Source organism: Terriglobales bacterium (assembly GCA_035691485.1).
Lineage (GTDB): Bacteria > Acidobacteriota > Terriglobia > Terriglobales > Acidobacteriaceae > JAIQGF01.
On record DASSIZ010000079.1, the window covers coordinates 1 to 21,202 of the forward strand.

Consider the following 21,202-nt stretch of genomic DNA (forward strand, 5'->3'; position numbering starts at 1 on the left):
GCGAATCCACTTGCGGCAAAGGCTTGCCAGTCTTGGCATTTGTCGTCATTCCCTGGAGCAAAGGCTGGACACAATCCACCAGCAGCCCGTTTCCGCTCTTAGCGCCACCCTGCACGTACCCAGCACTCCGGCAGGCGGTCCTGATCTGTGCGCAAGGATTTTGCGCTGCCACCGATGCCGACAACACGACGAAACAAACCGCAAGGAACATCCAGAGAGCAATGAAGCGCCGTTTGCGTGCGGTCATCTGCTGAACCTCCACTCACCTGTCATCCCCAGTGCGTGCCTGGGCTTATTTTGCGGGGAAGTCGCCATCCGCCTTGGCGGTGGCGAAGCTCTGCGGATATTCCACATCCTGGCTTCGCCGGAACGCCGGATGCTTACCTGCAGCCGTGCGCGCGGCTGGGCACGAGAAACTGCCGGCCTGTGGCACGGGGAAATTATTGTGTTGTCGGAGAACCCGGGTCGCTCACCCACGTCTTGCAGACAGGCGCGAGTCCACCTGAGCAAAGACGTGCACCCTAAGTGAGCACAAACAGCGGATGCATTCTACTTCCATGAGGGGGATTAGACAATCGGTGGCATCGCCCTTCCCGCGCAAAAGTTGGGAAACTAGCTGTCTTTCCGGTAGAGGAGATCGCGCATGGCGCGACGCCTGGCGTCGTTGGCTTCGCGCTCAGACCGGCGGTGGTCGGCGTCCATCTGCGGTTTGGGTGCCGCCTCGGCAGTTTCAGGGGTGCTGCAGTTGGGGCAGCGGTTGGCGAAACCAGGCTTGCCCGGCTTCAACTCAAACTCCTCCGAACAGATAGCGCAGACCTTGATGGGATACGGCATTCAACTATTGTAGCGATTGCCGGCGTTCTCGTGGAGCGACGATTCCTGCGAATAATTCAGTTTCTCAGGAAATTTCTTCGAACTTCTCTTTCGGGTGGTGACACACCGGGCATCGCTCGAACGCGAGCTTCTCGACCGTATAGCCGCAGTTTGCGCAGACATAGTATGCAGTCTTGCTCTTCATCTGGTCGAGATGGGTGAGTGCTTCGGTGTAAAGACGCGCGTGCTCGGTTTCTGCTTCCAGGGCATAGGAAAACGTGCGCACGGCGGCTGTGTTGTTTTGCCCTTCGGCTTCCCGAATGAAGTCGGGATACATCAGGTCGCGCTCATACTCCTCGCCGGCAATGGCGACGTTCAGGTTCTCAGCCGTGGACCTGACCACGGGCGTTTCGATGTGCGTCTGCGGCGTCCCGCCCATCTGCTTGATGACGGCCGCGTGATTCGCGGCATGGATCTGCTCGGCACGCGAGGCGGCGCGAAACAGGCTGGCAGCTCGATGAAATCCTTCCTCATCGGCCTTCTGCGCAAATGCGGCATAGCGAGCGCAGGCGTTGGATTCGCCGTTATAAGCGGCTTGCAGGTTCTTGAGAGTGATCGTCGTAGAAGGCTTGGCAGCGACTGTAGTCATGTCCGTGCTCCTCCATCTGCATTGCACAGCTGTCAAAAGAGTGAACCGGCCGGACGTCGGATGCCCAACTCACTTCACAACAAGGCCGGTTTAACCTGAGCGGCCCAGGAGCCAAAAGGCCCGCTCGTGGCCAAGCCTGTCCAAAACGTCCGGTCACATTTCATGGTAGGAGCCTGCCGGGTCATGATCGCCGGAAAAGTGTCGCGGCAGGCTAAAAAGGTTTTCCCGTACCGGGACTATGGTTGAGGTTGAATCTGTGTGGACCGCACGCCAGCGCGAACGCGCCGCCGGGCGCGTCGCCGGGATCCTTCGGCTCGGGCATTCGCCCTCGCTCAGGATGACAGGGGTTTGCGGTTCATCTTGGCAGCAACGTACTGAGGTACTGTTTTTTTCTGTCCCGGCGAGGGGCGCCGGGCCTACCCGAAAATGTCGGAGCGGCCTAGTGCCAGAAGGGATCGCCGATGCCGGTCGGCTTGAGGGCGGAGGAAGTCGCTTCCGCGGTGCTGTCAGGTTCTCCGGCCTGGGCGTCATGGCGCGGCGGCGGCGGAAAATCCTGGCCCGCGCAGCCGCAGGGATTCAAGGATGAATATTCAGAATGGCAATTTGGGCAAACCATTAGAAATCTCCTGTACGGCACACACGCCTTACCACGCCTTACATTGACAAGGGTAGGGAAACAACGCCGGCAAAGGAAATTCAAAATTTTGTTAGCGGCGATTAAGAAAAGAAATGAGCTGTAAGGGCAACGCGGACAAGAGCCGGGGACGAAATCAGGCGACGCGGGGTTCGGAATGCAAGCTGAGGAACGCTTCAACCGAGTAGCGGATTTGGGTATCGAGGTTTTCGCTGAGATCGATGAGGTCGGACATCAGGTAGCTGATGTTGGCCTCCAGCAGGTGACGTTGGATGGCGGTGAGAAGAGCGCGGCGGAGGAAACGGCTCTCCTTGAGCACCATGGGCAAGGTATAGCCCTGCCGGCGGCGCTGGTGGCCGTGCTGAGTGGCGGCGGCAAGGGCGGCGTCGCTGACAACGCCGCGATGCTCCTCCAGCATTTCAATCACCTCGGCCAGCATCACGGGAATATGGTCGGCGCGCTCCCGGTCATTCAGCGGAATGGAGTTGATCTCGGAGTCGCCATTGCACATGGTCAGCCAGTCCTCCATCACCTCCTTTTGATATTGATGGAGCAGAGTGGCTAGCCGGAGCAGCGGACGCTGGAAGCGAGGCTGTTGGCTGCGCAGCCGCTCCTGGATATTCGAAAGCAGGGCCGGAATATTGGCCGGCTTAACAATGTAATCGTCGACCTGGTTGCGGATGGCCTCAAGCGCGGTTTCAAAGGCTGGGTAGCCGGTGATGATGATAGTGACCGCGTCAGGCTGGGTGCGGCGCATGGCGCTGACCACGGTAAAACCGTCGCCGGGCTGGCCGATGTTGAGATCGGCGAGAAGCACGTCGAATTCTTCCTTCTGTATGCACTCCAGGGCCTCCGGAACGGTGGCGCAGGAGGTGACGTCAAAGCCATGCATGCGCAAGATGGAGGGCATGGTGATGCGGATACTCTCCTCATCGTCAACGAACAGGAGACGGGTTGGGCGGGAGGAGTCCAAGGTCAGAAGTAAAACTCAGATGTAAGAAGTCAAAAATTGAGAAGCTGTTGCCAGCGCAGGTGACCTGTATCGGGGTCACGAAAGTGTAGCGGCGGAATTTATCCCGCCGAATGCTGCGCCACTGTCGATCGATAGCGCCGGCGGATTGAATTCACAGCTACACTTCCCCAAAGCAGCCGTGTCAGAACCAGCGCGGCAACGCCAAGCGCCCCGCCCCTACTGGTTGACCGGGATCTTGATGATCTTTTTCTGGATGGCGTAAGTCACCAGCTGCGCTTTGTTATGAATGTCGAGCTTGCGCATGAGGTTGAACTTGTGCGCTTCCACGGTCTTGACGCTGAGGCCCAGGAGCACTGCGATTTCCTTGACCGAATTGCCTTCGGCGAGCAGCTTCAGGATTTCGCGCTCCCGCGGGGTCAGGGTGGAGATGCGCGGACGCATCTTGGCATCGCGCACGCGGGCGCGAAAGTCCTCGACCAGCTTGCCCAATACCTGGGAACTGAGATACTTGCCGCCCTTATAAACGTCGCGCACGGCGCTGACCAGTTGCTGCGCAGGCGTGTCCTTGAGAACGTAGCCGGCGGCGCCGACTTCCAGGCACTGCACGAGATAATCCTCGTCCTCATACATGGTGAGGAACAGGACCTTGGTTTCAGGGCGATTCTTGCGGACCTGGCGCGCCGCCTCGAAAGACGAGAGGCCGGGCATGCCAATATCCATCAGCACGATGTCGGGGCGAAGCTCGCGGGCCTTCTCCACGGCATCGCCGGCGTCGGGCGATTCGCCCACGATTTCAAAATCGGATTCCCCCTCCAGCAGGCGGCGTACGCCTTGGCGGAAAAGGGTGTGGTCGTCCACCAGTAAACATTTGATCTTGGCCATTGCCAGCTACACTCCCCAGTGACCTTGGATGCGCAAAACCTTAGTCCCGAAAAATTGATGCCGTAAGAAAACGGTACTTTTTGTTATGCGAACTTGAAGCTTTGCTTTCAGCGTGTTGCGCCGTGCTTAAATTGAGACTCGTTCCCGCCCCAACCTAAAGAAGGCTTAAGCGCTGGCACCTATCACACGCCGGTCAGGCTGACTCCTGGCGGCTGTCGCCGGCCACGGCGGTCAAAGCCCGGGTGTTGCGCGTCTGCAATTCTGAAGGCCCCTCCGGCTGGCGCTGGGGCGCCGGCAGGGTGACTTCAATCCTGGTTCCCACGCCTTTGGTGGAGGTCACCTTCACCGAGCCGCCAAGCATGCTGATGCGCTCGCGCATGCCGGCCAGTCCGAAGCTGCGCCCGGTGAAACCGGAGGGCTTGGACATGCCTTGGCCGTCATCCTCGATGTAAAGCCGGATCAGCGCATTTTCGCGGGTCATCTGGATGTTGGCTGCCTTGGCCTGGGCGTGCTTGGCCACGTTGTGCAGCGCCTCCTGAACAACGCGATACAAGGCGGCTTCGACTTCGGGCGCCAGCCGGCCAACGTCATCGGAGACAGCGACCCGGGCCTTCACCCCGGTAGTCTTAGCCAAATCCTTGGCTTCCTTGCGAATGGCGGCGATCAACCCCAGCTCCTGCAGGACTAGCGGCGAGAGACGGCCGATGATGCGGCGGATGCCTTCAATTGTGCGGTCCACGACGCCGAGGGTTTCGCGAATCTTGCCGCGGGCGCGCGCACCGGCGCTGGATTCCAGCATGCCGAGGTAAAGGCGGATGACCATGAGGGCTTGGCCGGTTTCGTCGTGCAGCTCACGGCTAATTCGCTTGCGCTCCTCTTCCTGCACGCGCAGCAGGTGGGCGGAGAGCTCGGCGATGCGGGCTTCGCGTTCGCGAAGCGCTTCCGTAATGCGGGCGCGCTCGATGGCCAGCGCGGAGCGGTCGGCGATGGCGCGCAGCATCTCCAGTTCGGTTGGCAGCCACTGGTAGGGCTTGCCGAAGCCGATGCTGAGCACGCCGATGACTTCGCCGCTGGTCTTCAGCGGCACGCCCCAGAGGGCCTTGGCGCGGGTGCGCAGCGCCGGGTTCAGCAAGCCGTCGGAAGTATCAAGATCGGCGAGAATTGCCGGCTCGCCGGTAAGGGCGATCATGCCGGTAAAGCCGCGGCCAAGAGGAATGCTGATGTCGTCGGCCACCAGGCCATCGAGGCCGACACTGGCCTGCAGGCGAAGCTCGTTGTTCTCGTCGCGCAACATCAGTACGCCGACATTGGCGCGAAAGGTGTCACGGGTAATGCGCAATATCTGGTCGAGCAGCGCGGGCACGCTCTGGGCGTTAAGTTCGGCATCCAGGACCGAGAGCAGCGCAGCGGATTCACCCCGCTGCGCGTCAAAATATGCACCGGAGACGGCAATGAAAGTGGCGGAGCCGAACATTTCCAGCGCGGCGGTGGTTTCCATCAGTTCGCCGGGGATGAGCTGCTGCACGTGCGGCTCGCAAAGGGACTGGTAGATCTCCAGCGACCGCGCCACCGTGCGGGTGTCCACCTTGAGCTTGCTCAGACGAGTGCCGTAGTAAGTAAGGTTTTCAAAAAAGCTGCTGAAGTCTTCCTGGCAGAAAAGGGCGAAACCGGTGCCGAGATTCAGCCGCTCCAGCGCCGCCATGGCGCGGCCGTCGAGTTGGAACTCCTCGAACATTTGAGCGCGCCAGGCCGCCGTGATCGCGGCAAAGACCGGCTTCAACACGCCCGCGAGTTCCACGATGCGAGCACGATACTTGTGCCCGAGCGGCAGCATGGGTGACACGACCAGAAACTCCTTAGTTCGAAGACGTTGGTGGGGTAAGGGGTGGCTACCTGGCGCCGATAACTACCTAGTAACCCGCAAACAACTGAATTGCTCGCATTTTATCCCGTTTTCGCGGGAATTAGTATCTAAGGTGTGGAAAAAAGTTATTAATTTGTAACTAGGTGATTTGCATAGGTTTAGATTGGCCGTACACCGAAAATCCACAGTACCTGCGTACCTCAGGATCGGAGCTCGCGAAGACCACATAAGCCATCTTTCACAGTGAGCTGGTGGCTTAAATCGTAGCTGGTTTACCGAGTTACTGAGTTCCTGAACGCAAGTATGGTTTAATCCTCTGTTTCCATGTTTCGTTTTTTCACCGCCGGAGAATCGCACGGGGAAGCGCTGGTGGCGTTGGTGTCGGGCGTACCGGCCGGAGTTGCCGTTGAGCAGCCGTTCCTGGATCGGGAGCTGTGGCGACGGCAGCAGGGTTACGGGCGCGGCGGGCGCATGAAGATCGAGCGCGACACGGCGCGCCTTGTCGCGGGCGTCCGGCATGGAAAAACGATCGGCTCGCCGATCGCAATTCTGCTCGAGAACAAGGATTGGAAGAACTGGCAGGAGTCGCTGCCGGTGGGCGAGGGAGACCCGGCGAAACATAAGAAGGTCAGCTCTCCGCGTCCGGGACACGCCGACCTGGCAGGCGCGCTGAAGTATAACTTCCCGGAGGCGCGGTACGTGCTGGAACGCTCGTCGGCGCGCGAGACGGCGGCGCGGGTGGCGGCGGGGGCCGTGGCAAAATTATTTTTGCGCGAACTCGGCATTGAAGTCTGGAGCCACGTGATAGCGGTGGGAAAGGTGGCGGTGGAGCGCGAAGTGAAGTGGGAGGAAATTGCCGCACTGAGCCGTCGCGAAGAAGTTCTGCTGAACTGCGCCGATGCCGGCGTCGAGCAAAAGATGAAAGCAGAAGTGGACAAGGCAACCGATGCGCGCGACACCGTGGGCGGAGTGTTCGAAGCGCGCGCGCACAACGTCCCGCCGGGCCTGGGCACGTATGCGAACTGGGACGAGCGCCTGGACGGGCTGCTGGCGCAGGCGGTGATGTCGTTGCAGGCGGTCAAGGCGGTGGAGATCGGCAGTGGGATCACGGCGGCCGGCGCCATGGGCTCGATGGTGCACGACGAAATCGGCTACGCGAAGCAAGGCGGCGAATTCACCAGCTTCACGCGCCAGGCGAACCGTGCCGGAGGCCTGGAAGGCGGCGTGTCCAACGGCGAGGAGATCATCGTGCGCGGGTACCTGAAGCCGATCTCGACGTTGAGGCGCCCGCTGGGGTCGGTGGATTTCCAAACCCGCGAGCCGGTCAAGGCGGCCTACGAGCGCTCCGACGTGTGCGTGGTCCCGGCGGCGGGCGTGGGGGCGGAAGCGATGATCGCGCTCACCCTGGCGCGCTGCGCGCTGGAGAAGTTCGGGGGAGATAGCATGGGGGAGACAAAGCGCAATTTTGAGGGATATGTGGAGCAGTTGAGGAGATTTTAGGAATGTCATGCTGGCGAACGAATCATCTATGCGGCTGTGAAGAAACATGGATCCTTCGCCGGACTGACCCCTCCTCAGGATGACAGCACGCAAATATGATCTATCCCATCGTGAAATATGGCGACCCGGTGCTGGAGAAGCCGGCGGCAGAGGTCACGCAGTTCGACGCGGAACTGCAGAAGCTGCTCGATGACATGTTCGAGTCGATGTACGCCGCGCACGGAGTGGGTCTGGCGGCGCCGCAGATCGGCATCGGCAAGCGCATCGCCGTGATTGACGTCACCTTCCAGGAAGATCCGGCCGCCAAGCTGGTGCTGGTGAATCCGGAGATCATTCACACCGAGGGACGCCACCGGCAGCAGGAGGGGTGTCTCAGCCTGCCGGAATTTCGCGAAGACGTAACCCGGCCGCGCGTGGCCACGGTGCGGGCGCAGGACGCGAAGGGAAACTGGTTCGAAAAAACCGGGGAAGACCTGCTGGCGCGCGCGCTCATGCACGAGACCGATCACCTCGACGGCAAGCTGTACATCAGCCACATCTCGGCGCTGAAACGAGACCTGATCAAGCGGAAGATCAGAAAGCTAATCAAGCAGCGAGAATGGTAGGGACTGCCGAATTGAGTAATCCTGTAATTGGGTAATTGAGTAAAGTGAGGGCGCTGGCTGGAGCACTTTTCCCAATTACCCGATTACGCAATTACTCGATTTCCCCATGGATCTGATTTTCTGTGGCACGCCGCAATTCGCCGTCCCCACGCTGCAGGCCTTGGTGGATGCCGGGCACCATGTGCGCCTGGTGGTGACGCAACCGGACCGTCCCAGCGGACGCGGCATGGCGGTGAGCGCTCCGCCGGTGAAGCAATTGGCGCAGATGCTGGAGCTGGAGGTCGCGCAGCCGGAAAAGATCAAGAACAACCTGGAATTCCGCGCGCTTCTGGAAAAGCTCCGGCCGGAGGCGATTGTGGTGGTCGGGTACGGGCGGATTATTCCGCAGTGGATGATCGATTTGCCGCCGCTGGGCAACATCAACCTGCACGGCTCGCTGCTGCCAAAATATCGCGGCGCCGCGCCGGTGCAGTGGGCGATCGCGATGGGGGAACCCGTCACCGGTGTGACCACGATGCGGATTGACGCGGGCCTCGACACCGGAGACATGCTGTTGCAGCGCGAAACGCCGATCGCCCCCGAAGACACAGCGCTCACGGTGGGGCCGCGGCTGGCCGCCATCGGCGCGCCCCTGATGGTCGAAACACTGGAAGGATTGAAATTAGGATCCATTGCGCCGCGGGAGCAGGACAATGCAATGGCGACGCTGGCGCCGATTCTCAAGAAAGAAGATGGCCTGATCGATTTCCGCCGCCGCGCGCGCGAGATCTGGAACCGGCTGCGCGGGTTTCAGCCGTGGCCCGGTGCGTACACCTCCTTTCGCGGCAAGAACCTGAACGTTTGGCAAGCGCGGGAGGATCAGGAGTCAGCGGGCGCGCCCGGCGAGATCAGGGTTGAAGGCGACCGTTTGCTCGTCGGGTGCGGCGGGGGCACGGCGCTTGAACTTGTGACCGTACAGCCGGAAGGGAAGAAGCGCATGTCGGCGCGGGACTTTGTGCATGGATATCATCCGAAATCCGGAGAACCCCTGGGAACTGATGTACCCAGAGACACAGAGGCACAGAGCCAGCCATAAGCAAGTTCTTCGCTGCGCTCAGCATGACATTCGTTCCGCTTTGTTCCATCTGCTTATTCACCCGTGCCTTGTTGCCCCCGTGGTAGATTTTTCCGCCGACAATGCCCTCTCCCGCGCGCGAAGCCGCGTTCGACATCCTGTTCCGCGTGGAGCAGAAGGACGCGTACGCTTCCGAGTTGCTGCACTCCGAGCGTCTCGACGCGCTCTCGCCACAGGACCGTGCGCTCTGCACTGAGCTGGTGATGGGCACGCTGCGGTGGCGCTCGCGGCTTGACCTCGGCCTTGGGGCGGTTTCGTCGCAGCCGCTGGACAAACTCGATCCCGAAGTGCTGACCGCGCTGCGGCTGGGCACGTACCAGATCGCGTTTCTGCGCTTACCGGTTCGCGCGGCGGTCAACGAAAGCGTGGAACTGGTGAAGCGCGCGCGGCGGCGCTACTCGGTGCCGTTCGCCAATGCCGTGCTGCGCAAGCTCGCTGCTAAGCCCGAGCTGATGGAGCCGATCCTCTCTCCAGGACCAAAAACAGTGCTTGACCTTGCCGGGCTCTACGCGCATCCGCTTTGGCTGGCGGAACGCTGGGCGGAGCGTTACGGCATCGAGGTCGCCGAAAAAATCTGCGCCTTCGATCAGCAGCCGCCGGAAACCTCGCTGCGCTTGCGCGATCCCGCCGCTGAACAGGAACTGCTTCAAGAGGGCATCGAATTACAGCCGGGCGCCCTGCTCACTTCCGCACGCCGCGTCAGCAAAGGGGCCATCACCCAGACGCGCGCTTTTCGCGAAGGACGCATCGCGATCCAGGACGAGGCTTCGCAACTGGTGGCGCTGCTGGTTGGCGGCGGTGAGCGGCTGCTGGACTGTTGCGCCGCTCCGGGAGGCAAGACCGCAATCATGGCGGAGCGGAATCCGGAAGCGGAGATCATCGCCGCCGACGTTCATCCGCATCGCGCTGCGTTGCTGATGGAACGCATGAGGCAATGGCCGAACGTGACGGTCATGGCGGCCAACGCCACCGAACTCGGCGTTTGCGGCCTTTTCGACGGAGTGCTCGCTGACGTTCCATGCTCCGGCACCGGCACCCTGGCACGGAACCCGGAAATCAAGTGGCGGCTGACGTCCGACGATCTGTCGGACTTGCACGGCCGCCAGGCGGCAATTTTGGGCGCGACCCTGCAGCACGTGCGTGGCGGGGGAATCATGTTGTATTCCACCTGCTCGCTGGAGCCGGAAGAAAATGTGCAGGTGGTGGAGGAAGTATTGCAGTCGCGTCCGGACTTTCGAATCGTGGACTGCCGCGGCGAACTGGAGCGGTTGAACGATTCCGGCGAACTCGCGTGGGGGGACCTTGATTCACTGCTGGACGGGCCCTACTTGAGAACGATTCCCGGAGTGCAGCCCGGCGACGGATTCTTCGGGGCAATTCTCGCGAAAGAGTAATACAGGAGCTGGGGCCAGGAGGTAGTGAGCTGGGTTAGGACTTGGGACAGCAATTATTTTTGGACTTCTAATTGCACCGCGCTGCCCGCTAAGACTTTCTGCCCCGCAGTTGGTGACTGCTTGCTGACGATGTCCGTGGCGGAAGCTATCGTAGCCGGATCCTCGGGCGCGATGTGAACGCTGCCGACGTGCAGGCCCGCCTCGGTGATGGCGCGAGTGGCGTCGGAAAGATGACGCCCGACCAGGTTCGGCATGACAAACGCCTGCGGCTCCGCTTGCGCCGCAAACAGCAAGTTGACCTTCGGCGACGCGACTCCCTTTGCCGCGGGCGGCGGAGCTTGCGCGATCACCTGGTCCTCGCCCCCGGGAATGTGAGCAATTGCCACCGTGCCCGGTTCCAAGCCGCGCCGCCGCAGGTTGATTTCAGCCGCGCGGCCGCTCTGGCCGACAACGTCGGGAATCTCTACGTGCTGCGGCCCCAGGCTTTCCGCCAGCCGCACCCGCCAACCACGGCGAACTTTTTCCCCCGCGTAGGGTTCCTGCGACAGGATGTGTCCGATAGGGATGTCGGGGCTGTAAAAGCGGCTTTCGAATTCGACCAGCAACCCGTTCTGCGCGGCGAGCCGGTCCGCCTGCGGCGGCGTCAGGCCGACAAATTTCGGCACCACCACCTCGCGCCCGTGAATGGCGATGCGCATCGCCGTCAGCCCTGACACCAGGGCGACCATGATCAACACCAGCCCGAGGAGGAGGAATCGGAAGAATCCGCGCATGATTGAGTGTCACGATTGTAACGCGGGCTGGAACGTCACAAGAGTGACTTGCGGCAGTGTACTTGAGTACTGCAGTCAGTGCGCTTCTCCGTCGCCGGGACGGAAGTCGGGGGTGTCCACCTTGGCGGCGGCATTGTGCGACCGGGCGGGAGGAGCAGGAAAGTCCTCTTTTTCGCGGCCCTTGAGTGCCACCTTCATGAAGTCGATCCAGATGGGCAGGGCGGCGAGCGCGCCGGTTTCTTTCTTGCCCAGTGATTTTTTCTCGTCGTAACCGACCCAAACGCCGCAAGTGATCGAAGGCGAGAAGCCGACGAACCACGCATCGGTGAAATCGTTGGTGGTGCCGGTCTTGCCCGCCAGCGGGTGGTTCAGCTTGCTGGCCTGGAACGCGGTGCCGTGCAGCACTACCTCCCGCAGCAAGGAGGTCATGATGCGCGCCGTGCGCGGGCTGATGACGTCCTTTACCTCGGGATAACTTTCCTCCAGGACGCGTCCGTCGTAATCGGTAACTTTGCGGGTATATCGTGGCACGACACGAACGCCGTCGTTGGGAAAGGTGGAGAAACCCGAGGTCTGCTCCATCAGGGTAAGATCGGCGGATCCGAGCGCCAACGGCAGCACCGGCGGCAGCGGCGAAACGATGCCGAACTTGCGCGCATACTCGATCACCTTGTTGATGCCGACCCGCGCCGCCGTCTTCAATGCCGGAATATTGCGCGACTGCGCGACCGCGCGCCGCAGCGTGATGTTGCCTTCGAATTTTCCGTCGTAATTGTGCGGCGAGTAGGGGCCGGAGGCGCTGGAAAACGTAACCGGGGCGTCGAGAATGATGTCGTCGGGAGTGGCGCCGCCATCGATGGCAGCGGTGTAGACATAGGGCTTGAAGGAGGACCCCACCTGGCGCATGGCCTGGGTGGCGCGGTTGAATTTTGATTCGTCATAATCGCGGCCGCCGACCATGGCCTTGATGTCGCCGGTGGCATTGTCAATCGCCAGCAGAGCGCCTTGCGCGCCGGAATCCTGTTCCAGGGAAACCTTCGCCGTGTCGGAGTCGATGACGGAGGCGATTTTCACGTAAGCAATGTCGCCGCGCGAGAGAATTTCATCGGGATTCTTGTGCCCGGTCCATGCCATGTCGGCGGGGGCGATAGTGGCCAGGTAGCGCCCGAATTTCACCGTCGCCGACCCGGTCGTGACCCGCGTCACCAATGCGTGCACGTAACTGCCGGGCGCGATGGGTTCATCCCAATCGGGGTGCTGGTATTTGTCGAGATCGAGACCGGCGGCGACCATGTTGGGCAGGTGCCCCTTCCATCCGTGACGGCGCTCGTAGGCAGCAAGACCGTCCAGCAAACCGCGATTCGCCGCCTCCTGCAACTCCTTATTCAGCGTGGTGTAAACGCGCAGGCCGCGCTGGTGGACCTCGTCGGTCCCGTATTTTTTCTCCAGGTAGCGGCGGACTTCCTCCGCGAAGTAAGGCGCCAGCGAGTTGGGATCGCTCTGCGGGTGCAACTGGATGGGCATGGACTTGGCGTGTGCGGCCTGCGCGGCGGTGATCTTGCCGTCTTCCAGCATGGCGTTGATCACCAGGTTGCGGCGGCGGGCCGAGCGCTCGGGATTATTCAGCGGAGAATAGTAGTTCGGCGCCTTGGGCAAGCCGGCGAGCAGTGCGGCTTCTTCCAGCGTCAGGTCCTTGGCATGCTTGCTGAAGTAAAACAGCGATCCGGCCTCGAAGCCGTAGGCCCCGTGGCCAAGAAAAATCTGGTTGGCGTACAGGGTAAAGATCTGCGGCTTGGTGAAGCGCCGCTCGATCTGGATGGCGAGCATGATTTCCTGGATCTTGCGATGGAACTTGCGCTCGGGCGAGAGAAACAGGTTGCGCGAGAGCTGCATGGTGAGCGTGGATCCGCCCTGCGCTTTTTGCCCGAGCACGATGTCTTTGTACGCGGCGCCGATAATGCGCCAGAAGTTCACGCCCCAGTGCTTTTCGAAGTCCTTGTCCTCGACGGAAATAATGGCGTCGCGCAGGACCTTGGGGTAATCATCGTAGCCGGCCACCACGCGGCGCTGCAGCGCGAAGGACCCGACCACGCGCCCCTGGTCGTCGTAAAGTTCGGTGATGGTGGAAGGGTGATAGCGCTGCAGCTCGCTGACCTCGGGCAGGTCGGTGGAATACACCAGCAAAAGGCCGCCGAAGGCGCCAATGAGCGCGGACGCCACCACCAGCAGGGCGAACACGACTCGTCCGACCAACTTGGTTCCCGCCACCTCAACCGGCGGCAGCTCGGCGTAGATCGATTTCATGGAAGTTCCGACAGGGGCGCGAGGCCCAGAATAGCACGGCGCCGAGGCGGTTGATGAGGCTAGGTAACCGGCATGAAAACAGGCTCCGAAAGCGTTTTCAAGAGCCTGGTAACTTGGGCGGCGGCATCGGCGCCATATGCGCCGCGAAAGATCAGCCGTTCATTGAAGAAGAGGGGACACAGGGTGAGCTCGGCCCCTTGCAACTCTGCCATCCGCTGCAAAAGCTTGAGGGGAGTCGAGCGGTAGTCCGCCCCACGAATCTTCAAGGAGCGATCTCTTCCGAGGTTGATTCGGCCTGCCGCACCGCCTCGCCGAATGAAAAGGTGACCGCCGACTCCGGCAACGAAGTGAGCTGGTGAACCACGGGTCGCGGAGGATCGGCGATGGGAGTCGGCTTAACGGCGCGCGCCAAGCCCATTCTCCACGTTGCTTCCAGGAAACCGCCGCGCTGCGGCAGGGCTTCGCAAGCGGTCGCCATCAATTGACGCAGGGTTTGTTCGTAGCGTTTCGGCGCCTCGTCGAGCATGACCGGTTGCACGGAGGGAATCGCGGACAGGTACTCGGGCTTTCCCACCAGGAAGGCCACCAGTTGATGCGGACTTTCCGTCCTGATCTCGCCGCACAGTTCCTCGGCGGCGCCGTTTTCGTGGCGCAGGTCGAACAGAACCAGGTCGTAAGTGTTCGGGTGCCACAGCATGCGCGCATCCCCGATGTGGTTGGCGCAAATCACGTCCATCCCATGTTTGCGCAGGACGTTGGCGCGCAGGTTGTTCTTGGGACTGTGGGTTACGACTAGCAGTACGCGCTTCTGGGTGGCGGAAAGACTCGAGGCTCGCACCGGGGGTGGACGCTTCATGACTGCTCCTGTTGTTCGGATAACCGAATTCGCGTGTGGACAGCGAAGCTTTCGGAGTGAAAGCCGCTTAATGGCGAAGGCGCAAGGATGGAGTCTGGTGTCTTCGACTTAAGTGCTACTGCCAGTATACCCGGAAAGCGCCGGGCAGGTGATTCGGTCCGGCAATTTAGGCAAATGACAAGCCCGGCCGGGGGCGGCCGGGCTACATAAATCAGGGACTTAAAGCCGCGTATTCTTTTGCCGCTATTTTCCCGCGGTCGCTACCTTGGCGTCGCGATTTTTCAGCACTTCGATGGCGCGCTTCAGTTGTTCGTCGTTTTGCAGAGTGCGCTGCGGTTTCTTCGGCTCTTCGCCGGCGGTGGGATTGTCTTCGTCGTCGGGCAGGACGAAGTCATCGCTGTTGTCGGCGACCATGATGTTGGGAGTCACCGCCGAATCCTGGATGGCCTTGCCGGTCGGTGAATAGTATTTGGCCACGCTCAGGATGAGGGCCGAGCCATCCGGTATCTCGATCAGTTTCTGAACCGAGCCCACCCCGAAGGTCTTGTCGCCGAGCACGTCGCCACGAGCGTTTTCCAGGATGGCAGCGGCCGTAACCTCGGCCGGACCAGCGGTGCCGCGATTGACCAGGACCACCAGCGGCAGCCCGGTGACGACCTTATTCAAATCGGCGTTGAAGACCTCTTTCGGATAGCGCTGTCCCTGGAGGTAGGTGATGATCCCGTGATTCAGGAACAGGTTCGCGGTCGCGATGCCTTCCTGCATGTCGCCTTCGGAGCAATCGCGGAGGTCAAGAATGACTTTCTTGGCGCCCTTTTTCTGGTCTTCCTTCAGCTTGGCGGCGATGTCCTGCGCCTTGCCCTTGTTGAAGGCATCCACCTTGATGTAGATGATGCCGTCTTCGAAACTCTTCTCGCTGACGTCGGGAATCTTCACCGTGTTGCGCGTGATGGTGACCTTCTGCGGTTCGGCGCGGCGCGCGCGCACCACCGCGACATTCACGTTCGAACCGGGATCGCCGGCGAGCAGCGACTGGATTTCCGCCAGCGACATCTCGCGCGTCGTACGGCTTTCGATGGCCTCAAAGATGTCGCCATTCTCGATCCCCGCCTTGTCGGCAGGACCGCCCGGGATCACGGAAATCACCGCGGCGTAACCGAAGCGCTTGGAGATGGTGGCCCCGATCTGCCCCTTGGCGTCGCTCTTGCGCGTGCGGTACTGCTTGTACTCGGCCGCGGTCAGGTAGCTGGAGTTGGGATCGAGCGATTCCAGCAGGCCATGCAGGGCCCCGTCGGTCACCTGCGGGATGTTCGGTTCCTCGACGTACTCGCTGCGAATCCGGGACAACACTTCGCTATAAACGCCAAGCTGACGGTAGGCTCCGTCATTGGAGGCGGCGCGGACACCGAGTCCCCCCGCAATGGTGAACAGAACGACGGCAATGGAGACGCCGAGGATTACCGCTTTGAGTTTCTTGGACATGAAGATCCGACACCTGCTGGCTGAAGTTCCATCAATATTGAGGGGAGACGGTTGCCAATGCCCCTCATTATACCCGTGTTTTGATGCGGCAACCCTGGGGCGCGAACCCTACTATTAATCTCCGGTACACGACCCGGCGGAGGAAGCATACCGACACCGCGCAAGGCGCTGCGTTCCAGGCCTCACGTTGGGATGCAGGGCGTTTTCCCGGGATGAGTCCTTGCGCCTTTTCGGCGCGGCCCATAGAATCGTAAGCGGCCCACCGCGCCGGCCCCGGCGCGGTTTCCTATGTGGCGGTGTAGCTCAGGTGGCTAGAGCGAGGGTCTCATAATCCCTAGGTCGTTGGTTCGAGTCCAACCGCCGCCACCAATTCCAAGGACTGCGGCAATCTGCGAACTGCTCAACAAACAACGGAGCAGAACTCCCAATCACCGGTGACTGTAAAACTCGCGGCGTAGCGGAGGGGTTGGTCCTGCACGCATTGGTGTCCGGCGCGAGCCTCCGGGCGGAGACCCGCGACGGATCCAAGATCTACAAGATCTACAAAGATCTAGAAGATGTGTTCGGCGCGATCGCCTCTGAACACTATGCGCGAAAGCACTCGCGTGTTGTTGGCACTGGTCTTGTACTCAACTTCGGTCCGGCTTGCCGCGGCTTTCAGCGGCGTGAGCGAGCACTTTACCGTCGCTGCCACGGACTTGTTGCCAACCTTGGTGAATACCATCAGGTGATCGTTGCCCTTCATCTGGTGCACGACCGTGTAATCGCCTGCCGGCACCAGGGTCTGGCCGATCATGACCGGGTCGTAAAACGTGACCTCGCGCTTATCGGAGATGCCAAATTGATTCGCCGCCATCGCCGCGGCGCTGATGATGAGAATTACCGCAACCACTAAGAATGCCGTTTTGCGCATGAATGAATGCCTGCCTTCTGGTCTCGAGAGCTTAACCTGCATACGGACCGAATTCAGACTAGCCCAGCGCCTGAGGGGGCGCAGTGATGCGGGTCACAACCGTCATTGCGAGCGGAAAAGATGCGGCGGCAACGCCAGCCGGTCACTGGCTCTACCGCCGCAACGGAGAGAGGTGACTTATGCGCTTCCAGGCAGTGCTCTTACGTTCGGCGCTGCTCTGGCTTGGGACCAAAACGGCAGGTTCGATAAAACTGCTCTTCTCGCATTTTGCTGCACCTGCCACGTAATGAGATGGTAATTAGCCCTGCCGGCAAAACGCCAACATGCGCCAGGGTCAATGCCGGCGTCAGGGAGGGTAATTCAGCGGTTCATTCACGCCAAATAAATGAGTCCTCGCCAGATGCGGGGAATCTAGATATACTGTAGCGGCTGGTGGATTTGAATTGATCTAAGTACGTTGCTGCCGAAGCTCTGCTGAAGCACTTCCTGTCTTAGTCCCGATTTTACTTCACCGCACAATTCAACACAGAAGAGAGCAACACGAAAATGGAACAAGGAACAGTAAAGTGGTTCAACGACGCCAAAGGTTTCGGTTTTATCAGCCGCCAGAACGGTGAGGACGTATTCGTCCACCACACCGCCATTCAGGCACAGGGATTCCGCAGCCTCCAAGAAGGGCAAGCGGTTCAATTCGATGTCAAGAAAGGCCCCAAGGGCTGGCAGGCTGAGAACGTTCAGGTTCTGTAGTACGGCGGTCGCAGAACCATTTTCGGGGTGGCTATGGCCACCCCGATTTTGTTTGCGCGCTAACAAAGAATCCCAGCGCGACCCAAGATGGAGTCTGGAATCGCTTGTGCCTGCGGCGGAGTCCTCCCGCTCCATCAGCACGACGGGAAAACAATTCAGGACGGCCATGATGACGAACGCCAGAGCGCCGCGCCGTCGCTGGCTGGCCCTGCCCAGTGGTGCTAAAATGTGTTCATGGCGAACACAAAAAGCGCAACCCTCAGTATCCGTCTGAAGCCGGAAATGAAGGAACGGCTGGCGAAGCTTGCCAAAGCTTCCGGCCGAAGCTCGAATTTTCTGATTTCTGACGCCGTGGAATCCTATGTCACTGACCAGGAGCGGCTGCTGGCGGAGGTGCGCCAGGGCGACCGGCAGGTCAACTCCGGACATTACATCCGGCATGAGGACATGAAGGCATGGCTGCTCTCCTGGGGAACGGACCATGAACTGCCACCGCCGAAATGCGTCTGCGGAAAGGCGCATGACGACGAGGCGCTGTGCCGGTAGAGATCGTCTGGTCGCCACTGGCGCGGACACGGCTGCGGGAAATTCAAACATTCATCGCCAGGGACAAGCCTGAAGCTGCCGCGAGATTGGCAACGAGAATTGTGGCGGTCGTCGAAACGCTCCGACAGCATCCGCATTTAGGGCGGACGGGCACCGAACCTTCAAGCCGGGAATTGTTAATCGGGGGAACTCCCTACCTTGTGCTCTACCGAGTGGTGGGCACTCGGGTGACCATTACTACAATCTGGCACGGCGCGCAGCGCGGCAAGCCGTGATTCGTTCGAACTGGGCGGCGCATCGTACAATGAGACGGTTCTATGGCAACCACGCTGGTTCAGATCGAGGTCGGGCCGCGACGGCCTCAGCCCAAGCCGGAGTGGCTTAAAGCGCGCGCGCCCATGGGCGAGAACTACCACTCGCTGAAGAAGCTGGCGCGTGGCTTGAGTCTGCACACGGTATGCGAGTCGGCGCAGTGCCCCAACATTGGCGAGTGCTGGAACCACCACACCGCCACCTTCATGCTGCTGGGCGATATCTGCACCCGGCGCTGCGGCTTTTGCGCTGTTCCCAAGGGACATCCCGCGCCGATCGATTTCGACGAACCCCGCCGCGTGGCCGAAGCCGTGGAGACCCTGGGTCTGAAGTACGCAGTCGTGACCAGCGTCAATCGCGACGACGACAACCTGGGCGGCGCCCGCGTTTTCGCCATGACCATCCAGGAAATCCGCAGGGTTTCGTCCGATTGCAAGATCGAGGTCCTCATTCCCGATTTCCAGGGTCATGACGACTGCCTTGAGACCGTACTTGCAGCGCGGCCCGACATCCTGAACCACAACACCGAGACGGTCCCGCGGCTTTATCGCGTCGCACGGTCGGGAGCGCGTTACGAGCGCACGCTGCGGCTGCTGAAGCGCTGCAAGCAAATCTCTCCTTCCACGGTGAGCAAGTCAGGCCTGATGGTCGGTTTGGGCGAGACCACGGAGGAATTGCTGCAGGTGTTCCGCGACCTCGCCGAAAGCCAGGTCGATATCCTCACGGTCGGGCAATACCTGCGGCCTTCACGCGATCACCTGCCGATCGCGCGCATCGCTCGTCCGGAGGAATTCCGCTTCCTCAAAGATGAAGCCCTGAAGATGGGCTTCCGTCATGTGGAGAGCGGGCCGCTGGTCCGGTCTTCCTATCATGCGCACGAGCAGGCGGAGTCGACGGGTATTTCCTAGCGCGGCTCGCCACAACGCATCCAGCGAACAAACCCAGCCGCCGCAACTCCTAACCAGGCCGCCGTTCGCAGGACCGGCTACTCCCTCGGCGAATCACCTCATGTTCACGGGCTGAGTTTCTGATATACGATACCTTTTCCCAGCCAGTCCCCAGTCAGAGGGCCGATGAAGGACTTTTACATCCGCGATGCAGCGCAACACGAGAACCAGGTCGTTACCACCAGTTTCGTGGTCGCCGTTAAGCAAGTGAAGCCGAAGAAAACCGGCGATCCATACCTGGCGCTGACCCTGGCCGATCGCACCGGCCACATCGATGCCAAGGTGTGGGACAACGTGGCCGAGATCATGGGCGCGTTCGAGCAGGACGACTTCGTCAAGGTGCGCGGCCTGATCAACAAGTACAACGGGCGTTTTCAACTCACGGTGCACAAGCTCAAGAAGCTGGAGGAATCGGCTATTGATTATTCCGACTACCTGCCGAAGACCAGCAAGGACGTGGAGGAGTTGTGGCGCACGCTGTGCGATTTTGTCGCCGGCTTCACCAACCCGCACCTGAAGGCGCTGGTGGAAAATTTCATGAGCGACCCGGAAATCGCCGCCGCCTATCGCAACGCGCCGGCGGCGAAGACGCTGCATCACGCCTACATCGGCGGGCTGCTCGATCACGTGGTATCGCTATTCAAGTTGTGCGACCTGGCATCGCGCAACTACCCGCAAATCGATCGCGACCTGCTGCTGACGGGCGTGTTCCTGCACGATATCGGCAAAGTGCACGAGTTGTCGTACGCGCGCTCCTTCGCCTACACCACCCGCGGCCAGTTGCTCGGGCACATGATCATCGAACTGGAGATGCTGCAGGAGAAGCTGCCCCCGGGCTTTCCTCGCGAGACCAAGACCCTGCTCGAACACATGATCATCAGCCATCACGGACAGTACGAGTTCGGCTCGCCCAAGCTGCCCATGTTTCCCGAGGCGCTGATGCTGCATTACCTGGACGACCTGGATTCGAAGATGGAGAGCATGCGGGCGCATTTCGAAAGGGAGGCCGCGGTGGAGAGTCCGTGGACGAGCTACAACCCGTCGCTGGGCCGTCCGCTGCTCGATCCCGGCAAGTTTCTGCGTCCCAAGGCGACGCAGGCGAAGGAAGCAGACCAGGAAGAGAACGCCGAGCCCGAGGTTGCGGTCGCGGCGGCAGCGGCGACCGAAAGTACGCCGCCGGGCGCGCCATTGGAGCAGCAAATCTCGGCGCTGCAAAACAAGTTCAAGCCCGCCGGCAACAATAAGAGAGAAGACAAGTGAGGGCAGGCGTACCGGCGTCCCTGGAGATTGACTGTCTGAAGGTGTTGTGGACGCGGCCGGAGGCGAGTGTTGCCGAAGTGCGCGCCGGAATGCCTCGCCCGCTGGCTTACACGACGGTGATGACAGTGCTGGACCGCATGTGCGCCAAAGGCCTGGTGAAGCGCCGCAAGCGCGGCCGGGCATGGTCGTACACCGCCGGGCTCGATCTGGAAACCGCGCGGGCGCAGGCGGTCAGCAGACTGGTTGCGAACCTGTTCGATGCCGACAGCCGCGCCCTGGTGCGGTACCTGCTCGGCGAGAGCGGCGGACGTCGCCGCGTCCCGGCGAGCATTTCCTCCCGGATTGACGACGAGCTGTTGTGAAATTTGTTGAACAATTCACATACCTGACGATCGGCGGGTGGCCCACATTCGCGTTTCTTGCAAATGTGGGGAAGTTCCTCGGCCCATTCGCGCACGCGGGCGTGCGCGCTCCAACACTGACTGCACTCTCAAATTCTGCCCTCGCTCCACTCTAAAGTCACAGCATGGATTGTTGTTCGAACTATCCCACATTAGCTCGCCGGGCCTCGCAACGCGACCTGCGGCGGGGGCCCACATTCGCGTTTCTTGCAAATGTGGAGAAGTTCCTCAGC

At 60.9% G+C, this 21,202-nt stretch carries 22 protein-coding genes and 1 tRNA gene; 10 read left to right on the forward strand and 13 right to left on the reverse strand.

Annotated features, from left to right (window positions below; genetic code table 11):
• From VFI82_10855 to VFI82_10885, 7 genes are all read right to left on the reverse strand, one after another.
• Positions 1–247, reverse strand: a 247-nt coding sequence (locus VFI82_10855; protein HET7185177.1) for a hypothetical protein, incomplete at its 3' end; no start/stop codon positions are given.
• A gap of 365 nt (positions 248–612) precedes the next feature.
• Positions 613–834 (reverse strand): hypothetical protein, encoded by a 222-nt coding sequence (locus tag VFI82_10860; GenBank protein ID HET7185178.1) that lies wholly within the window; start codon positions 832–834, stop codon positions 613–615.
• Between the two features lie 64 nt (positions 835–898).
• On the reverse strand, positions 899–1,462 hold the full coding sequence (locus VFI82_10865) for a rubrerythrin family protein (GenBank protein ID HET7185179.1): 564 nt from the start codon (positions 1,460–1,462) through the stop codon (positions 899–901).
• Between the two features lie 439 nt (positions 1,463–1,901).
• Entirely contained in the window at positions 1,902–2,042 is a 141-nt protein-coding gene (locus VFI82_10870) for a hypothetical protein (protein ID HET7185180.1), read from the reverse strand.
• 190 nt (positions 2,043–2,232) lie between these two features.
• Positions 2,233–3,069: a response regulator gene (locus tag VFI82_10875; GenBank protein ID HET7185181.1), complete on the reverse strand. Its 837-nt coding sequence runs from the start codon at positions 3,067–3,069 to the stop codon at positions 2,233–2,235.
• Between the two features lie 216 nt (positions 3,070–3,285).
• A complete protein-coding gene (locus tag VFI82_10880) occupies positions 3,286–3,951 on the reverse strand; it encodes a response regulator transcription factor (GenBank protein HET7185182.1) in 666 nt (221 codons plus the stop codon).
• A 193-nt stretch (positions 3,952–4,144) separates the two neighbouring features.
• Positions 4,145–5,785, reverse strand: coding sequence for a GAF domain-containing sensor histidine kinase (locus VFI82_10885; protein HET7185183.1), 1,641 nt, complete (start codon positions 5,783–5,785; stop codon positions 4,145–4,147).
• 354 nt (positions 5,786–6,139) lie between these two features.
• Here VFI82_10885 and aroC point away from each other — a divergent pair, with 354 nt between their 5' ends.
• From aroC to rsmB, 4 genes are all read left to right on the forward strand, one after another.
• Positions 6,140–7,315, forward strand: coding sequence for a chorismate synthase (gene aroC, locus VFI82_10890; GenBank protein HET7185184.1), 1,176 nt, complete (start codon positions 6,140–6,142; stop codon positions 7,313–7,315).
• A gap of 95 nt (positions 7,316–7,410) precedes the next feature.
• Positions 7,411–7,920, forward strand: a complete 510-nt coding sequence (gene def / locus VFI82_10895) for a peptide deformylase (protein HET7185185.1) — start codon at positions 7,411–7,413, stop codon at positions 7,918–7,920.
• A 106-nt stretch (positions 7,921–8,026) separates the two neighbouring features.
• Complete coding sequence (fmt, locus tag VFI82_10900) at positions 8,027–8,995, forward strand: methionyl-tRNA formyltransferase (GenBank protein ID HET7185186.1); 969 nt, start codon at positions 8,027–8,029, stop codon at positions 8,993–8,995.
• A gap of 101 nt (positions 8,996–9,096) precedes the next feature.
• Positions 9,097–10,428: a 16S rRNA (cytosine(967)-C(5))-methyltransferase RsmB gene (gene rsmB, locus VFI82_10905; GenBank protein HET7185187.1), complete on the forward strand. Its 1,332-nt coding sequence runs from the start codon at positions 9,097–9,099 to the stop codon at positions 10,426–10,428.
• Between the two features lie 53 nt (positions 10,429–10,481).
• Here rsmB and VFI82_10910 read toward each other — a convergent pair whose 3' ends face one another.
• The 5 genes from VFI82_10910 to VFI82_10930 all read right to left on the reverse strand — a co-directional run bounded on the left by VFI82_10910 (position 10,482) and on the right by VFI82_10930 (position 15,843).
• The gene (locus VFI82_10910) at positions 10,482–11,201 is read right to left on the reverse strand and encodes a PASTA domain-containing protein (GenBank protein ID HET7185188.1); all 720 of its coding nucleotides are present in this window, start codon (positions 11,199–11,201) and stop codon (positions 10,482–10,484) included.
• Positions 11,202–11,276: 75 nt separating this feature from the next.
• Entirely contained in the window at positions 11,277–13,505 is a 2,229-nt protein-coding gene (locus tag VFI82_10915) for a PBP1A family penicillin-binding protein (GenBank protein ID HET7185189.1), read from the reverse strand.
• A gap of 59 nt (positions 13,506–13,564) precedes the next feature.
• Complete coding sequence (locus VFI82_10920) at positions 13,565–13,771, reverse strand: hypothetical protein (protein HET7185190.1); 207 nt, start codon at positions 13,769–13,771, stop codon at positions 13,565–13,567.
• Positions 13,768–14,361, reverse strand: coding sequence for a response regulator (locus tag VFI82_10925; protein ID HET7185191.1), 594 nt, complete (start codon positions 14,359–14,361; stop codon positions 13,768–13,770). The genes VFI82_10920 and VFI82_10925 overlap by 4 nt, the downstream gene beginning before the upstream one ends.
• Positions 14,362–14,604: 243 nt before the next feature.
• Positions 14,605–15,843, reverse strand: coding sequence for a S41 family peptidase (locus VFI82_10930; GenBank protein HET7185192.1), 1,239 nt, complete (start codon positions 15,841–15,843; stop codon positions 14,605–14,607).
• 292 nt (positions 15,844–16,135) lie between these two features.
• Between VFI82_10930 and VFI82_10935 the strand changes: the two genes are divergently transcribed.
• Positions 16,136–16,212 (forward strand) — tRNA-Met (locus tag VFI82_10935).
• 181 nt (positions 16,213–16,393) lie between these two features.
• On the opposite strand, the gene VFI82_10940 is transcribed toward VFI82_10935, so the two are convergent.
• The gene (locus VFI82_10940) at positions 16,394–16,756 is read right to left on the reverse strand and encodes a hypothetical protein (GenBank protein HET7185193.1); all 363 of its coding nucleotides are present in this window, start codon (positions 16,754–16,756) and stop codon (positions 16,394–16,396) included.
• A gap of 546 nt (positions 16,757–17,302) precedes the next feature.
• Here VFI82_10940 and VFI82_10945 point away from each other — a divergent pair.
• The 5 genes from VFI82_10945 (at position 17,303) to VFI82_10965 (ending at position 20,930) form a co-directional block, all read left to right on the forward strand.
• Positions 17,303–17,503, forward strand: coding sequence for a cold shock domain-containing protein (locus tag VFI82_10945; GenBank protein ID HET7185194.1), 201 nt, complete (start codon positions 17,303–17,305; stop codon positions 17,501–17,503).
• A gap of 234 nt (positions 17,504–17,737) precedes the next feature.
• Positions 17,738–18,049: a CopG family ribbon-helix-helix protein gene (locus VFI82_10950; protein HET7185195.1), complete on the forward strand. Its 312-nt coding sequence runs from the start codon at positions 17,738–17,740 to the stop codon at positions 18,047–18,049.
• 317 nt (positions 18,050–18,366) lie between these two features.
• Positions 18,367–19,269, forward strand: coding sequence for a lipoyl synthase (gene lipA / locus VFI82_10955; GenBank protein HET7185196.1), 903 nt, complete (start codon positions 18,367–18,369; stop codon positions 19,267–19,269).
• A 165-nt stretch (positions 19,270–19,434) separates the two neighbouring features.
• Positions 19,435–20,568: an OB-fold nucleic acid binding domain-containing protein gene (locus VFI82_10960; GenBank protein ID HET7185197.1), complete on the forward strand. Its 1,134-nt coding sequence runs from the start codon at positions 19,435–19,437 to the stop codon at positions 20,566–20,568.
• Positions 20,565–20,930, forward strand: coding sequence for a BlaI/MecI/CopY family transcriptional regulator (locus VFI82_10965; GenBank protein ID HET7185198.1), 366 nt, complete (start codon positions 20,565–20,567; stop codon positions 20,928–20,930). The genes VFI82_10960 and VFI82_10965 overlap by 4 nt, the downstream gene beginning before the upstream one ends.
• Positions 20,931–21,202 lie beyond the last annotated feature (272 nt).

Excerpts from the sequence above, each read along its gene's own strand:
- VFI82_10860 (HET7185178.1), bottom strand. The coding sequence starts at position 834 with ATGCCGTATCCCATCAAGGTCTGCGCTATCTGTTCGGAGGAGTTTGAG.
- VFI82_10865 (HET7185179.1), bottom strand. The coding sequence starts at position 1,462 with ATGACTACAGTCGCTGCCAAGCCTTCTACGACGATCACTCTCAAGAAC.
- VFI82_10880 (HET7185182.1), bottom strand. The coding sequence starts at position 3,951 with ATGGCCAAGATCAAATGTTTACTGGTGGACGACCACACCCTTTTCCGC.
- VFI82_10885 (HET7185183.1), bottom strand. The coding sequence starts at position 5,785 with ATGCTGCCGCTCGGGCACAAGTATCGTGCTCGCATCGTGGAACTCGCG.
- aroC (HET7185184.1), top strand. The coding sequence starts at position 6,140 with ATGTTTCGTTTTTTCACCGCCGGAGAATCGCACGGGGAAGCGCTGGTG.
- def (HET7185185.1), top strand. The coding sequence starts at position 7,411 with ATGATCTATCCCATCGTGAAATATGGCGACCCGGTGCTGGAGAAGCCG.
- fmt (HET7185186.1), top strand. The coding sequence starts at position 8,027 with ATGGATCTGATTTTCTGTGGCACGCCGCAATTCGCCGTCCCCACGCTG.
- rsmB (HET7185187.1), top strand. The coding sequence starts at position 9,097 with ATGCCCTCTCCCGCGCGCGAAGCCGCGTTCGACATCCTGTTCCGCGTG.
- VFI82_10910 (HET7185188.1), bottom strand. The coding sequence starts at position 11,201 with ATGCGCGGATTCTTCCGATTCCTCCTCCTCGGGCTGGTGTTGATCATG.
- VFI82_10915 (HET7185189.1), bottom strand. The coding sequence starts at position 13,505 with ATGAAATCGATCTACGCCGAGCTGCCGCCGGTTGAGGTGGCGGGAACC.
- VFI82_10925 (HET7185191.1), bottom strand. The coding sequence starts at position 14,361 with ATGAAGCGTCCACCCCCGGTGCGAGCCTCGAGTCTTTCCGCCACCCAG.
- VFI82_10930 (HET7185192.1), bottom strand. The coding sequence starts at position 15,843 with ATGTCCAAGAAACTCAAAGCGGTAATCCTCGGCGTCTCCATTGCCGTC.
- VFI82_10940 (HET7185193.1), bottom strand. The coding sequence starts at position 16,756 with ATGCGCAAAACGGCATTCTTAGTGGTTGCGGTAATTCTCATCATCAGC.
- VFI82_10945 (HET7185194.1), top strand. The coding sequence starts at position 17,303 with ATGGAACAAGGAACAGTAAAGTGGTTCAACGACGCCAAAGGTTTCGGT.
- VFI82_10950 (HET7185195.1), top strand. The coding sequence starts at position 17,738 with ATGGCGAACACAAAAAGCGCAACCCTCAGTATCCGTCTGAAGCCGGAA.
- lipA (HET7185196.1), top strand. The coding sequence starts at position 18,367 with ATGGCAACCACGCTGGTTCAGATCGAGGTCGGGCCGCGACGGCCTCAG.
- VFI82_10960 (HET7185197.1), top strand. The coding sequence starts at position 19,435 with ATGAAGGACTTTTACATCCGCGATGCAGCGCAACACGAGAACCAGGTC.